The 13,541-nt window shown below is 69.4% G+C and carries 12 protein-coding genes; 7 read left to right on the plus strand and 5 right to left on the minus strand.

Annotated features, from left to right (window positions below; translation table 11 throughout):
- Positions 1-60 precede the first annotated feature (60 nt).
- Positions 61-1,245, plus strand: a complete 1,185-nt coding sequence (locus tag ACPWT1_RS12230) for a chromate transporter (protein WP_427911460.1) — start codon at positions 61-63, stop codon at positions 1,243-1,245.
- Here the strand turns inward: ACPWT1_RS12230 and ACPWT1_RS12235 are convergent.
- Positions 1,242-1,955: an FHA domain-containing protein gene (locus tag ACPWT1_RS12235; RefSeq protein WP_427911461.1), complete on the minus strand. Its 714-nt coding sequence runs from the start codon at positions 1,953-1,955 to the stop codon at positions 1,242-1,244. The genes ACPWT1_RS12230 and ACPWT1_RS12235 overlap by 4 nt on opposite strands.
- A 240-nt stretch (positions 1,956-2,195) precedes the next feature.
- On the opposite strand from ACPWT1_RS12235, the gene ACPWT1_RS12240 reads away from it, so the two are divergent.
- The gene (locus ACPWT1_RS12240; protein ID WP_427911462.1) at positions 2,196-2,642 is read left to right on the plus strand and encodes a DsrE family protein; all 447 of its coding nucleotides are present in this window, start codon (positions 2,196-2,198) and stop codon (positions 2,640-2,642) included.
- 166 nt (positions 2,643-2,808) lie between these two features.
- Here ACPWT1_RS12240 and ACPWT1_RS12245 read toward each other — a convergent pair whose 3' ends face one another.
- A complete protein-coding gene (locus ACPWT1_RS12245) occupies positions 2,809-3,633 on the minus strand; it encodes a class I SAM-dependent methyltransferase (RefSeq protein ID WP_427911463.1) in 825 nt (274 codons plus the stop codon).
- A 372-nt stretch (positions 3,634-4,005) separates the two neighbouring features.
- On the opposite strand from ACPWT1_RS12245, the gene ACPWT1_RS12250 reads away from it, so the two are divergent.
- The gene (locus ACPWT1_RS12250; RefSeq protein WP_427911464.1) at positions 4,006-5,019 is read left to right on the plus strand and encodes a DnaJ domain-containing protein; all 1,014 of its coding nucleotides are present in this window, start codon (positions 4,006-4,008) and stop codon (positions 5,017-5,019) included.
- A gap of 53 nt (positions 5,020-5,072) precedes the next feature.
- On the opposite strand, the gene ACPWT1_RS12255 is transcribed toward ACPWT1_RS12250, so the two are convergent.
- Both ACPWT1_RS12255 and ACPWT1_RS12260 read right to left on the minus strand, forming a co-directional pair.
- A complete protein-coding gene (locus tag ACPWT1_RS12255) occupies positions 5,073-6,098 on the minus strand; it encodes an MBL fold metallo-hydrolase (RefSeq protein WP_427911465.1) in 1,026 nt (341 codons plus the stop codon).
- 153 nt (positions 6,099-6,251) lie between these two features.
- Positions 6,252-7,229: a LysR family transcriptional regulator gene (locus ACPWT1_RS12260; RefSeq protein ID WP_427911466.1), complete on the minus strand. Its 978-nt coding sequence runs from the start codon at positions 7,227-7,229 to the stop codon at positions 6,252-6,254.
- Positions 7,230-7,318: 89 nt separating this feature from the next.
- Between ACPWT1_RS12260 and ACPWT1_RS12265 the strand changes: the two genes are divergently transcribed.
- The 4 genes from ACPWT1_RS12265 to rhmD all read left to right on the plus strand — a co-directional run bounded on the left by ACPWT1_RS12265 (position 7,319) and on the right by rhmD (position 11,519).
- Positions 7,319-8,179 carry a fumarylacetoacetate hydrolase family protein gene (locus ACPWT1_RS12265; protein ID WP_427911467.1) on the plus strand — a complete coding sequence of 287 codons (861 nt, stop codon included), beginning with the start codon at positions 7,319-7,321 and terminating at the stop codon, positions 8,177-8,179.
- Positions 8,176-8,928 carry an SDR family NAD(P)-dependent oxidoreductase gene (locus tag ACPWT1_RS12270; RefSeq protein ID WP_427911468.1) on the plus strand — a complete coding sequence of 251 codons (753 nt, stop codon included), beginning with the start codon at positions 8,176-8,178 and terminating at the stop codon, positions 8,926-8,928. Before ACPWT1_RS12265 ends, ACPWT1_RS12270 begins: the two co-directional genes overlap by 4 nt.
- A 70-nt stretch (positions 8,929-8,998) precedes the next feature.
- Entirely contained in the window at positions 8,999-10,312 is a 1,314-nt protein-coding gene (locus ACPWT1_RS12275) for an MFS transporter (RefSeq protein ID WP_427911469.1), read from the plus strand.
- Positions 10,313-10,331: 19 nt separating this feature from the next.
- The gene (rhmD, locus tag ACPWT1_RS12280; protein WP_427911470.1) at positions 10,332-11,519 is read left to right on the plus strand and encodes an L-rhamnonate dehydratase; all 1,188 of its coding nucleotides are present in this window, start codon (positions 10,332-10,334) and stop codon (positions 11,517-11,519) included.
- A 34-nt stretch (positions 11,520-11,553) separates the two neighbouring features.
- Here rhmD and tkt read toward each other — a convergent pair whose 3' ends face one another.
- Positions 11,554-13,539, minus strand: coding sequence for a transketolase (gene tkt / locus ACPWT1_RS12285; protein ID WP_427911471.1), 1,986 nt, complete (start codon positions 13,537-13,539; stop codon positions 11,554-11,556).
- Between the last annotated feature and the right edge of the window lie 2 nt (positions 13,540-13,541).

Below are 13,541 nucleotides of genomic sequence, written 5' to 3' on the forward strand. Positions count from 1 at the left end.
CTGCCGTGGAGAGGCATGCTACATGCCCGTGATCGTAGTGACCCCTGAGGAGATGCACAGATGACCGAAGTCGAGGCGAGGGCGGACACAGCCGCCATGCGCTACACGCTGTGGCAGTTGGTGCAGTACATGCTGGGCCTGGGGACCTGGGGCTTCGGCGGGCCTGTGGCCCTGGTCGGGTACATGTACCGGGACCTGGTCGAGAAACGCAAGTGGATCTCGGAAGGCGACTACAAGGAGGGCATGGCCATCGCGCAGCTGATGCCCGGGCCGTTGGCCGCGCAGCTGGCGATCTACCTGGGGTACGTGCACTACCGCATCCGGGGCGCGACCCTCGTCGGACTGGCCTTCGTCCTGCCGTCCTTCTGCATGGTCGTGGCCCTCGGCGCCCTGTACCGGGCGTTCGGAGGCCTCGGCTGGATGCAAGCGGTGTTCTACGGCGTCGGCGCTGCGGTGATCGGCATCATCGCCATGAGCGCGTACAAGCTAACCACGAAGAACGTCGGTGCCGACAAGCTGCTCTGGGCCATCTTCGTGGTCAGTGCCGCAGTGACCGTGATCACGAAGTCCGAGGAGTTGTGGCTGTTCCTGGGTGCCGGCGTGCTGGTCTGGCTGGTGCGTGCGCCGCCCAGGCTGGGTTCCGCCGGCACCCTTCCGGTTGTGGCAGCGCCCCTTGCAGCAGCCATGGGGTTCGATGCGCTCGACTGGCACAAGCTCGGGCAGATTGCCCGCTACTTCACCTATGCCGGGGCCTTCGTCTTCGGCAGCGGACTGGCCATCGTGCCGTTCCTGTATGGCGGTGTCGTCAAGGAATACGGGTGGCTCACCGACCGGCAGTTCGTCGACGCGGTGGCCGTCGCGATGATCACGCCCGGCCCGGTGGTGATCACCACCGGCTTCATCGGATACCTGGTGTCCGGCTTCTGGGGCGCGGTGGTGGCGGCGGTCGCCACCTTCCTGCCTTGCTATCTCCTCACCATCCTGCCGGCGCCGTACTTCAAGCGGCACGGCAAGTGCCCCGCGATCGTCGCCTTCGTCGACGGCGTGACGGCAGCCGCCATCGGTGCCATTGCGGGTGCAGTGATCGTGATCGCCCAGCGCTCGATCACCGACTGGCTCACGGCCGCGCTGGCCATCACCACGGCGGCGGTTCTCTGGCGGTTCAAGAAGCTGCAGGAACCTGTCGTGGTGCTGGCCGCGGCGCTGATCGGGCTGGCGGCCTACCCATGGATGCACCCCGGCTAAGCCGCGGGCGCGCCGCCGATGGCGCGCCGCAGCCACGACAGCGGCCCGGACGAGGGCGCGACCTTCGCGGCCGGTGGGTACCGTTCTTCGAGCGAAGGTGCTTGCGGGCTCGACTCCTGCAGCAGGAACTGCAGGCGCCCATGGTCGGTATCCAGGACGTCACCGGCGTTCAGGCGCACGGGCGCATCGGCCAGGACCGATCCGTTCAACAGGGGCCGCGGTCCATCGGCGCAGCGCACCGCGAACTCGTCGCCGCGCCGGATGAAGGTGACCATGCCGGCGCCGGGCCTGCCCATGGTGCTGACCACCTTCGTCAGTGCGATGCACTCGCCTCGCTGGCTTCCGTCGAGCCGCTGCAGGTAGGCCTTCCGCGCGACGGCGCTGGAGCGCACCAGCAGCGTCCGCTCATAGGCCATCGCCTTGCGATCGGCCACGAGCTTCAGCGTGTAGTCGCCGATCATGACGACGCTGCCATCCTCCAGCTCGGCGCGCTCGATGCGCTTGTGGGCCACGAACGTCCCGTTGCTGCTTCCGAGATCCTCGATCGCGAGCCTGGCGCCGGACACGAGGAGCAAGGCATGCGCGCTGCTGACGGTCGGCCGTTCGAGCACGATGTCGTTGCCGGGCGCCCGTCCGATGCGCGTGCACGGGCGGGTGATGGCATGGGTCGCCTGCGGCTTGCCGGCCAGCGAGACCACGAGATTCGGCATGTCGAACACCTCCCTGCGATGAGGGGCGCAGTGTCGACACTGCAACCACCCGCGGGACGTCGGACGCGGCCGACAGACGAGGCACCGACAGCGGGTCCGCGGGCGAATTGTGGAATGTTCAACGCGACCATGACGCTGGCGAGAGGCTCGTCGCCGAGACCTGCACCCCTGGAGGCGCGGCTGCCCCGTCGTACAGTTTCAACCCGCGCGCCATCCACCGGCGCCCACCAGGAGCAGCCCATGACCCCGAGCACCCGTCGATTCCTTGTCCGCGCCGCCGCGCTGCTTCCCATCGGAGCGGCGGCGACAGCCGCTCTCGCCCAGGCCGCCGGCACGAGCCACAAGCCGCGCCTGCTCATTCACGTCAGCGAGAACGAGCCGGCGCGCTGGAACATGGCGCTGGGCAACGCCAGGAATGCGCAGGACGAGGTGGGCGGCCCCGACAAGATCGACATCGAGATCGTCTCCAACGGCCCGAGCGTCCTGATGCTCAAGAGCGGTTCCCCCATCGCGGAGCGGATCCTCGAAGCGACGAAGACGGGCGTGAAGGTCGTCGCCTGCGAGAACTCCATGAAGGGGTTGAAGCTGGCCAAGAGCGACATGCAGCCTGCCGTGGGCTATGTCCCGGCCGGCATCATCGAGCTCACGCGCAAGCAGCAGGAAGGCTGGGCCTACGTGCGGCCTTGAGCGGCCAACCCAGCCAACCACGCTTCACCACCTGCAGCGACGTGAACGTCCTCAGGTGCGCTCCAGCATTCCGCGCGCCTTCCTCGCTCGTGCCCACCCGCTCCGGGCGTCGATGGAGTCCCGATGCCGTGTCCTGAGGAATGTCCTTCAATTTGCATGCCCGCACTCACCGCGCCGGCGACATCGCGGTCACGACGAGCGCTTCGATGCGCCCCTCGATCGGTCCGTCGCCGAAGCGGCGCGCCAGCTCCGCTTCCGCGGCCAGCGTCGCGCGCTGCAGCCCGTCCGGATCGCGCGCCTCGATCTCTCCACGCAGCGGCGTGCCTTCGCAGTAAGCGACGGCAGCAATGCGCGGCGACACGGCGCGGCTGGTGAAGGCCACGGTCTCGATCGCCGGTGTGCCGGTGAAACCCGCTGCCGACAGGTCCTGCGCGATGCGCGCCGGGTCGTGGTAGCCGTGCGGCGTCCGGGCCATGAAGCGCGGCGGATCCTGCGGGAACACCGAGGCGAGGGCGTCCGTCACGGCGTCCGCGAATTCGTTGGCGCCGATCGGGCCCCAGGCGTTGAACACGAACAGGCCGCCGGGCCGCAACACGCGGCGCGCCTCGGCAAAGGCGTGTGGCCGGTCGGGGAAGAACATCACGCCGAACTGGCAGGCCACGGCATCGAACGCCGCATCGCCGAAGGGCAGCTGCATCGCGTCGGCCTGCCGCCACTCCACGCGCCGCTCGGTGCCGATGCGCGCTGCCTCCTCGAGCATCGCCGGATTGAGGTCGGTGGCGACGATCGCGGCAGACGCATCGAGCATCACGGCGAGCTGCCGCGTGACGGCACCCGTGCCGGCGGCGAGTTCCAGCACACGGCGCGGACTGGCCTGTGCCACGCGACGCGCCAGGTCGACGGCGTACGGCTCGAAGATCAGCGGCACCATGTAGCGCTCGTACAGCTGGGCCACGGAACCGGTGAATGCGGTGTCGACGCTGGATGCCATGGAACCTCCGGCAGCAAAGGCGTCATTTTTCTCCGTGGCGGCTCGTCGGCCGCAACCTGCCGTATCACAGGTCGGGCGCCGGCGTTTTCACAGATCCCGTGGAGAAGGCTGTGGAAAACAGCGGTGGGTGTTCCGCGAGGCCAGGATCGGCGCGGCTTCCAGCGCATTGCCACTTCGGTGAGCAGCGGCCGCCGGCCATCGAAAGTTTGTGCCGTGGCGTCGCGGCGACGACACAGCGGGCGCGTTCCGAACAACGCCGGGGCGAACCCTGCACGGATTCCGGGCGAACGTCGCGGCCGGCGCGGAAAGCAGGGCTTCTGCCCCATCGGTTCACTAGGATGGCGCGCTGCAGCACATCAGGGGACGGCGCAAGTGGACGTGGACGAGTGCTACCAGGAACTGGGCGTCGCCCCAGGAGCCAGCGACGCCGAGGTGAAGGCCGCCTGGCGACGGCTTGCCGCGCGCTGGCACCCGGATCGCAACGACAGCCCCGAAGCGCTGCGCAAGATCCAGCGCATCAACCGAGCGATCGAGGAGATCCGCAGGTCCAAGCAGGAAGCGGCCGAGGGCGACAGCGCGGCGCACGCGGCGCCGGCCGAGCCCGCGGTGGAACGCACGATCGATCTCTCGGTCGAGGAGTTCGCGGCCGGCTGCGTGCGCGACCTGCGCGGTGAGATGGTGGACGACTGCGCAGATTGCGAAGGCAGCGGCCGGCAGGTGCACGCGACCGCGTGCGAGGCATGCGGTGGGACAGGGCGCGTCCAGCAGGCACTCTGGGTGGCGTGGCTGTCGCCCATGGTCGACTGTGCTGCGTGCCACGGACATGGCGCGATCCACCAGGGCTGCACCGCCTGCGATGGAAGCGGCAAGCTCTCGCGCAAGTACCGATGCCGGGTGCAGGTGCCGCCGGGCGTGCGCGCAGGACAGGTGCTCGACGCGGCCGCCAAGGTGCAGGGCGGCGGGCGCGGGTCCACGCTCGCGCTGCGCGTGCGCATCGCGCTGCGGCCGCATGAGTTCTTCGTCGTCGAAGCGGACGGCGCGCTCGCCTGCGAGTTGCCGGTCGATGGCTTTGCCTGGATGGCGAACCGCTGGATCGACGTTCCGACGCCGCGGGGCCTGCAGCAGATGCGGCTGCGCCGCGGCGTCCTGAACTACCGCATCAAGGCGGCTGGCCTGCCGTGGCTGGACGGCGCGGCGTGTGCCGACTGCATCGTCACCGTCGTGCCGCTGTTCCCGGAGGAGTTCGGCGCGGAGCAGGAAGCGCTGGTCGATCGGCTGGTGGCCAGCAACTCGGGCGCGGTGGGCACTGCGACTGGCCAGCGAATGGCCGCATGGTCCGCGCAGCTGGCGGACTGGCAGGCCGGACTCGACGCAACCCGGTCGTAGCTGCCGCGCGGCCGAGCGAGCCCGTCACGGCCGGCTGGCGCCGGCCGTCAGTGTCAGAGCCGGAAGCGGTCGGACTGGGCGCGTGCGCACTCGCCCATGATCTGCATCGAGCGGTCGACCACCTGCGGTCCGGTCACGAAGGCGTTGCGCGCGCCGGGACCGCCGGTCGCGCGCACCGCGTTCATCTTTGCGATCGAGCCATCCCAGCCCGAGTGGTTGGACAGCAGCACGTCGATGGGCGCCTTGCCCGCGAGCGTGCGCATGCGCTCGGTGTTGGCCACGTAGCTTTGCAGGCGGCTGAAGTCGTTGCCGAAGTTGAACGACGTGCCGCCCCACAGCAGCGCGTGGTAGGTGCGGCCGCCGGAGCGCACGTCGAACGCCGGCGAGAGGGTGCCCAGCGTGTGGCCGGTGGTCACGTAGAACGTCATCGTGGTATCGCCCAGCGTGAGCTTCTGGCCGTCGCGCACCGCGATGTCGCGTGCGGGCGGCGGCCCCCACAGCTTCGAGTTGAACTCCAGCGTGCCGTGCATCATGTTCCAGTCGGCCTCGCTGGCGATCACGCGCGGGTGGTACTTCTCGATCAGGTAGCTCGCCCCGCCGTAGTGGTCGCCATGGCCGTGCGTGACGACGATGTATTTCAGCTGCCGCGGCTCGAGGCCCAGCTTCTGCATCCCGCCCTCGATGAGCGCCTGCGCTTCCTGCCCGTTGTTCAGCGCGTCGATGAGGACCAGGCCTTCCGACGTTTTCAGCAGCCAGGCACTGACCCAGTCGCCGCCCACGAAGTACAGGTTGTCGAACACCTGCGTCGCGGGCGGGGCGGGCTTGTCGATGAGTTTGCGCAGGCCCTCGTCCATGGCGGCCGACGGCGTGGCCCGGTCGGCCGGCTGCGGTTCGCACAGGCGCATCAGGTAGCCCAGGTCGCCGCCTGCGATCTGCTTCGCGGAGGCGACATGCGCCGCGACGGTCTGTGGCGTCGCTTCCGGCAGTCCGGCGGTGGTGGTGTGGGCACAGCCGCCGAGGGCTGCGGTGATGGCGAGCGCCAGGGCGGCGCGACCGGGCACGTCGAAGGTTTTCTTCATCGGCAAATGTCTCCTCGCATGGAATCGCCGTGGCTCGGCGACGCAGGCTGGAGGATAGGCGGTCCGGGGCCGCAGTGGCTGACCTGCGCCTGCTTCAGTTCAACCGGTGGCCGCTCGCAGCATCGAGCACGTGCGCATGAACGGCTCGGCTCCTCACGCTTTCCGTCTGGCCGGAGCCGGCCCCAGGCCCCTGGATCGCCGCTTCAGGTGCCCCACGAACACCTTCGCCACTTCCGACAGCGTGTCGCCCTTGCGGGTGAGCAGGCCGAAGGCCTTGAGCTCGCGCCCGACCGCAATGGGCAGCGCATGCAGCAGCCCGGCGCGCACGTGGTCGCGCACCACGGACTCGGGCAGCACCGCCACGGCATCGCTCGACTGCACCAGCTGCAGCGTGGCAAAGATCGAGGTGCACTCGATCACGTCCTGGGGCGTGGAGACACCCGCCCGGGCGAATTCGTCTTCCAGCAGCACCCGTGCCGGTGAGCTGAGGGTCTGCAGCACCCACGGCCACTCCACGAGTTCGATCCAGTCGACGGTGCGCCTCCGCGCAAGCCGGTGCTTCTTGCGCACCACCGCGTGCATCGGCTCGTCGGCCAGCGCCTGGAAGTCGAACTTGTTGTGCTCCGTGGGGCCGCTGAACCGGCCCACCGCGAGCTCGATCTCGTGCCGCTGCAGCAGCACGCCGATCTGGTCACTGGTCTCGCCGAGGATGCGCACGTTCAGGCGCGGGCGCTCGCGCTTGATGTCGGCCACCGCCAGGGCCACCACGTCCGGTGCGGCGCCCATGATCGCGCCGAAGACCAGGTGGCCATGCCCGCCGCGCCGCTTCGCCTCGAGGCTTTCGAGGAACCGGTCGAGGCTGGCCTGCGACAGCCGCGCGTAGTCGACCACCTCCTGGCCGAGCGGCGTCACCCGCATGCCGCGCGCGTGGCGCTCGAAGAGCGCGAAGCCGAAGGCCTGCTCCAGGTCGGCGAGCAGCTTCGTGGCAGCGGGTTGCGTGACGTTGATGCTGGCCGCCGCCTGGTTGAGGGTGGGCACTTCGCCAAGCGCACTGAGGAGCGACCAGTGCTTCAGGCGCAGCCGGTTCACCAGGCGAGGCGTGAGGGCGGGGAGGTGGGATTCGGCGGGCATTCGAAATCGGAATCGGTGGCTCGATTCTTTTGATTGGAATGATATACGGCGCACTCCTACAGTCGGCCCATTCGCAAGGAGACAAGGACATGAAGCTCGTCCGCTTCGGCCCGCGCGGGGCCGAGCGTCCAGGGATCATCGACGGCGAGGGCCGCCTGCGCGATCTCTCGTCACACGTCAAGGACATCGCCGGCGAGGTCCTGTTGCCGGCCTCGCTGGCCAGGCTGTCCGACATCGATCCCGCCAGGCTGCCGCTGGTCGAGGGCACGCCCCGCATCGGCGCCTGCGTCGTGCAGGTCGGCAAGATGGTGTGCGTGGGCCTGAACTACTCGGACCACGCGCCCGAATCGGGCATGGGGGTCCCGTCCGAGCCGGTGCTGTTCTTCAAGGCCACCAGCGCGATCGTCGGTCCCGACGACGACGTCGAGATCCCGCCCGGCGCCGCGAAGGTGGACTGGGAGGTCGAGCTGGGCGTCGTCATCGGCAAGCCGGTCCGCTACGTGTCGAAGGACCAGGCCATGCAGCACGTCGCCGGTTACTGCGTCGTCAACGACGTTTCCGAACGCGCGTACCAGCTCGAACGCGGAGGCACCTGGGACAAGGGCAAGGGCTGCGACACGTTCGGGCCCATGGGCCCCTGGCTGGTCACCCGCGACGAGATCCCCGATCCGCAGGCGCTGGCCATGTGGCTGGACGTGGACGGCCGCCGCTTCCAGGACGGCAGCACGCGGACCATGGTCTTCGACGTGCCCACGCTGGTGTCGTACATCAGCCAGTTCATGAGCCTGCAGCCCGGCGACGTGATCTCCACCGGCACGCCGCCCGGCGTGGGGCTCGGCCAGAAACCTCCGGTGTACCTGAAGCCGGGACAGACCATGCGCCTCGGCATCCAGGGCCTCGGCGAACAGCAGCAGCGCACCGTGGCGGCGCGGATCGGAGACAAGCAATGAACCAGCTGGACATGAAGGGCCGCGTCGCGGTCGTCACGGGCGGGGCCCAGGGCATCGGCTACGCGGTGGCGCAGCGCATGCTGCAGTCGGGCGCCACCGTTTCGCTGTGGGACGTCAACGAAGCGCAGCTGGGCAAGGCGCGCGAAGCGCTGTCGCGACTCGGCGAGGTGGGCATCCAGGTGGTGGAGCTCACCGACGAGAACTCGGTCGCGGCGGCAACGAAGGCGACACGCTCCGCGTTCGGCCGCATCGATGCGCTGGTGAACAGCGCCGGCATCACCGGCGGCAATGGCACCACCTGGGAACTGGCCCCCGACGTCTGGCGGCGCGTCATCGAGGTGAACCTGGTGGGCTGCTACCTCACGTGCCGCGCCGTGGTGCCGGCCATGATCGAACGGGGCTATGGGCGCATCGTGAACATCGCCTCCGTCGCCGGCAAGGAGGGCAATCCCAACGCGTCGCACTACAGCGCGTCCAAGGCCGGCCTGATCGGCCTGACCAAGTCGCTCGGCAAGGAACTCGCGAAGACCGGCGTGCTGGTGAACGCCGTCACGCCGGCCGCGGCGAAGACCCCGATCTTCGATTCCATGAAGCAGGAGCACATCGACTTCATGCTCTCGAAGATCCCCATGGGCCGCTTCCTGCAGGTCGACGAAGCGGCGGCCATGATCGCCTGGCTCTGCACCGAGGACTGTGCGTTCAGCACGGGCGCGGTGTTCGACCTGTCCGGCGGCCGCGCCACCTACTGAATTCCTTCAACCCACGACAACACGGCGCGTGCCCTGGCGGGCCGAAGCGCCGGACCCTTGGAGACAAGACATGACCATTGAACGCAGCTCCGCGCTGGAGCAAGTCACGGCCAAGGCGATCAGGCGCCTGGTCCCCTTCCTGCTGCTGATGTACGTGCTGGCCTTCCTGGACCGCGCCAACGTCGGCTTCGCCAAGACGGCCTTCCAGCTCGATACCGGCGTGTCCAACGCGGCGTTCGCGTTCGGCGCCGGCATCTTCTTCATCGGCTATGCGCTGTTCGAGGTGCCCAGCAACCTGATCCTGCATCGCGTGGGCGCGCGCGCCTGGATGTGCCGGATCATGGTGTCGTGGGGCATCGTGTCGGCGGCGCTGATGTTCACGAAGGGCGAGACGTCGTTCTACGTGCTGCGGTTCCTGCTCGGCGTGGCCGAGGCGGGCTTCTTCCCCGGCGTCATCTACTACCTCACGCGCTGGTTCCCGGCCGCGGCCCGCACCCGCGTCATCGGCCTGTTCTACTTCGGCGCACCGCTCGCCTTCATCTTCGGCAGCCCGCTCTCGGGCCTGCTGCTGGACATGCACGGCGCCCTCGGCCTGAAGGGCTGGGAGTGGCTGTTCCTGGTCGAAGGACTGCTGGCGTCCGCCGTCGGCGTCTGGGCGTGGTGGTACCTGGACAACTCGCCGCGCGACGCGCGCTGGCTGACCGCCTCCGAGCGCGAGACGCTGGCCGCGGCGATCGACAGCGAGGAGAGCTACAAGGGCACCCACGGCCCGGCGACCGTCTTGCGCGCGCTGGGCAATGGCCGCGTGCTGTTCCTGGCCTTCATCTACTTCCTGATCCAGGTGAGCGTGTACGGCGTCGTGTTCTACCTGCCCACCCAGGTCGGCGCGCTGCTCGGGAAGAAGGTCGGCTTCGAGGTCGGCCTGGTCACGGCCATTCCCTGGCTCTGCGCACTGGCCGCCACCTGGTTCGTGCCCCGGCTGGCCGAGCGCACCGGCCGCCATGCAGTGCTGGCCTTCCTGACACTGCTGGTGTCGGGCATCGGCATCGCCGTGTCGGTCAATGCCGGCTCGCCCCTCGTCGCCCTGGTCGCCCTGTGCTTCGCGGCGGCCGGCTTCATCGCCGTGCAGCCGCTGTTCTGGGCGTTTCCCACCAACTACCTGGGCGGCGCGGCTGCCGCTGGCGGCATTGCCCTCATCAACTCGCTGGGCGGCCTCGGCGGCTTCTTCGCGCCCAACGTGAAGACCTGGGCCGAGCAGGCGTTCGGGTCGCCTGCCGCAGGCCTGAACCTGCTGGCGGCGACGACGGTCTTCGGCGCGCTGCTGTTCCTGGCGCTGCGCCGGCAGGCCGCGCCGGCCGGCGCGCTGGAGCCCGCGACCACCTGACGACGGAAGGAGCCACACCATGAGCATGCCCACCATCAAGCACATCCGCGCCTTCACCCTGCGAGGCGCGGGCGCCGACTACCACGACCAGGGGCGCGACCACTGGATCGACGACCACATCGCCACGCCGATGGCGAAGTACCCCGAGTACCGCGCCAGCCGCCAGAGCTTCGGGCTGAACGTGCTGGGAACGCTGGTGGTGGAAGTCGAGGCGAGCGACGGTACGGTCGGCTTCGCCGTCACCACCGGCGGCGACCTGGGGTGCTGGATCATCGAGAAGCACCTGGCCCGCTTCATCGAGGGCCGGCCGGTCACGGACATCGAGAGGATCTGGGACCAGATGTTCAACGCGACGCTGTTCTACGGTCGCAAGGGCATCGTGCTGAACACGATCTCGGGCGTCGACCTGGCGCTCTGGGACCTGCTGGGACAGGTGCGCAAGGAGCCGGTGCATGCGTTGCTGGGCGGCCCGGTGCGCGACGAACTGCAGTTCTACATGACCGGTGCGCGTCCGGACTTCGCGCGCGAGCAGGGCTTCATCGGCGGCAAGATGCCACTGCACCACGGGCCGGCGGAAGGCAACGAAGGACTGCGCAGGAACCTGGAGCAGCTGGCTGACATGCGCTCGCGCTGCGGTCCCGACTTCTGGTTGATGCTCGATTGCTGGATGAGCCTGGATGTCGAGTACGCCACGCGCCTGGCCCACGCCGCGTACAACGAGGCCGGCCTGAAGTGGATCGAGGAGGCGCTGCCGCCGGACGACTACTGGGGCTATGCCGAACTGCGGCGCAACGTGCCGCGCGGACTGCTGGTGTCCACCGGCGAGCACGAAGCCACGCGGTGGGGCTTCCGCATGCTGCTCGAGATGGGCTGCTGCGACATCCTGCAGCCCGACGTGGGCTGGTGCGGCGGCATCACGGAATTGATCAAGATCTCGGCGCTGGCGGATGCCCACGGCAAGCTGGTCGTGCCGCACGGCTCCTCGGTCTACAGCTACCACTTCGTGATCACGCGCCACAACAGCCCGTTCGCGGAGTTCCTCAACATGTCCCCGGGCGCGGACCAGATCGTGCCGATGTTCCATCCGCAGCTGCTGGACGAACCCGTGCCCGAGCGCGGGCGCCTGAAGGCATCGGCCCTCGACAAGCCCGGGTTCGGCGTGCGGCTGAACCCGGAGTGCAAGCTGCAGCGCCCGTACCCGCGCTGAGGCACGCCGGCCCGGGTCTCCGGGCCGACACCCTTCAGGCGGCCAGCAGGCGCGACGCCTGCGTGACGATGGCCTCGGGCGTGATGCCGAACTTCTCGTAAAGCGCCTCGGCCGGGCCCGAGGCGCCGAACCCGGGCATGCCGATGAACGCGCCGTGCTCGCCGAGCCAGCGGTCCCAGCCGAAACGCATCGCGGCCTCGATGCCGATCCGGACGGTGCCGCGGCCGAGCACCGAGTCGCGGTACGCGCCGTCCTGCTGCTCGAACAGTTCCCAGCAGGGCAGGGAGACCACGGCGGTGGCGATGCCCTGTGCTTCCAGGCGTTCACGCGCGGTGACTGCCAGGTGCACTTCGGAGCCGGTCGCCAGCAGCGTGACGCGCCGCGGGCCGCACGCGGCTTCGGCCAGCACGTAGCCGCCCCGCTGCGACAGGTTCTCGGGCACGTGGCGCGTGCGCACGGCCGGCAGCGCCTGGCGCGCGAACACCAGCGACACCGGACCGCTGCGATGTGCCAGGGCCACCGCCCAGCATTCGGCGGCTTCCACCGCATCGGCGGGCCGCATCACCAGCATGTTGGGCATCGCGCGCAGCGAGGCGAGGATCTCCACCGGCTGGTGGGTCGGGCCGTTCCTGCCGATGCCGATGGAGTCGTGGCTGAAGACGAACTTGCTGGGCAGGCCCATGAGCGCGGCCATGCGCATCGCGGGGCGTTCGTAGTCCGAGAACGCGAGGTAGGTCACGGCGAGCGGGACGATGCCGCCGTGCGCCGCCATCCCGTTGGCCATCGCACCCATCAGGTGCTCGCGCACGCCGCAATGCACGTAGGCGCCGCTGTGGTCGCGCGCCGTGAACGCCTTCAGGCTGCGCTTGTGGCTGGTGGGCGCTTCCAGGTCGGCGCATCCCACCATCCGCTCGGGCAGCACCGGGGCCAGCAGGTCGTTGATCTCGGCGGAGATGAGGATGCCGCCTTCAGCGCGCGGCGTTTCGATCGCGCGCTGCTTGTAGCCCTCCAGCACCGCGCGCCAACCCTCAGGCAATTCGCCGCGCATCACCCGCTCGAACTCGCGCCGGTCGGATGCGGACAGCGCGGACAGCCGCTGCAGCCATGCCGCGTGTGCGCCATCGCTGCGTCGGCCGGCCTCGCGCCACCGCGCCAGCACCGGCGCGGGCACCTCGAACGGCGCATGCGGCCACCGCAGCAGGTCGCGTGCGGCGGCAGCGTCCTCCGGATGGAGCTTTGCGCTGTGCCCCTCGCGCCGGCCCTGCACGCGCGGAATGCCGCGGCCGATGATGGTGCGGCAGGCAAGCATCGAGGGCCGTGGGTCGGCACGGGCCGCCTCCAGTGCGGCCGACACTGCCTCGATGTCGTGGCCGTCCACCTCCACGACATGCCAGCCGGCCACCCGGAAGCGTTCGGCCACGTCCTCGCTGATCGACAGGGCGGTCGGGCCGTCGTCGGTGATGCGGTTGTCGTCCCACAGCAGCACCAGCTTGCCCAGCCGCAGGTGGCCGGCGAGCGAGATCATTTCCTGGCCGATGCCTTCCTGCAGGCAGCCGTCGCCGACGAACGCATAGGTGAAGTGGTCCACCAGGCCGCTGCCGAACTTCGCGTTGAGGTAGGCCTCCGCCACGGCCATGCCGAACGCGTTGGCGATACCTTGCCCGAGAGGACCCGTGGTCACTTCGATGCCGGCGGCCGGGTCGTATTCCGGATGGCCCGCGCAATGCGAACCGAGTTCGCGGAAGCGCCGGATCTCCTCGAGGCTGATGCGCTCGTACCCGGTCAGGTGGAGCAGGGCGTACAGCAGCATCGAGCCATGCCCGTTGGAGAGGACCACGCGATCGCGGTCCCACCACGTCGGGTCCGACGGGCAGTGCTTCAGGTGGCGGGTGTACAGCGCCGTCGCGATCTCGGCCATGCCCAGCGGCACGCCCTGGTGGCCTTCGCCGGCGCGGACGATGGCGTCGATGGCGAGGAAGCGGATGGCATGCGCCAGCGGCTGCAGTTCATGGTCGGTCATGG

The organism is Ramlibacter sp. MMS24-I3-19 (assembly GCF_050320135.1).
GTDB lineage: Bacteria > Pseudomonadota > Gammaproteobacteria > Burkholderiales > Burkholderiaceae_C > Ramlibacter.

Excerpts from the sequence above, each read along its gene's own strand:
- ACPWT1_RS12230 (WP_427911460.1), top strand. The coding sequence starts at position 61 with ATGACCGAAGTCGAGGCGAGGGCGGACACAGCCGCCATGCGCTACACG.
- ACPWT1_RS12235 (WP_427911461.1), bottom strand. The coding sequence starts at position 1,955 with ATGCCGAATCTCGTGGTCTCGCTGGCCGGCAAGCCGCAGGCGACCCAT.
- ACPWT1_RS12240 (WP_427911462.1), top strand. The coding sequence starts at position 2,196 with ATGACCCCGAGCACCCGTCGATTCCTTGTCCGCGCCGCCGCGCTGCTT.
- ACPWT1_RS12245 (WP_427911463.1), bottom strand. The coding sequence starts at position 3,633 with ATGGCATCCAGCGTCGACACCGCATTCACCGGTTCCGTGGCCCAGCTG.
- ACPWT1_RS12255 (WP_427911465.1), bottom strand. The coding sequence starts at position 6,098 with ATGAAGAAAACCTTCGACGTGCCCGGTCGCGCCGCCCTGGCGCTCGCC.
- ACPWT1_RS12260 (WP_427911466.1), bottom strand. The coding sequence starts at position 7,229 with ATGCCCGCCGAATCCCACCTCCCCGCCCTCACGCCTCGCCTGGTGAAC.
- ACPWT1_RS12265 (WP_427911467.1), top strand. The coding sequence starts at position 7,319 with ATGAAGCTCGTCCGCTTCGGCCCGCGCGGGGCCGAGCGTCCAGGGATC.
- ACPWT1_RS12270 (WP_427911468.1), top strand. The coding sequence starts at position 8,176 with ATGAACCAGCTGGACATGAAGGGCCGCGTCGCGGTCGTCACGGGCGGG.
- ACPWT1_RS12275 (WP_427911469.1), top strand. The coding sequence starts at position 8,999 with ATGACCATTGAACGCAGCTCCGCGCTGGAGCAAGTCACGGCCAAGGCG.
- rhmD (WP_427911470.1), top strand. The coding sequence starts at position 10,332 with ATGAGCATGCCCACCATCAAGCACATCCGCGCCTTCACCCTGCGAGGC.
- tkt (WP_427911471.1), bottom strand. The coding sequence starts at position 13,539 with ATGACCGACCATGAACTGCAGCCGCTGGCGCATGCCATCCGCTTCCTC.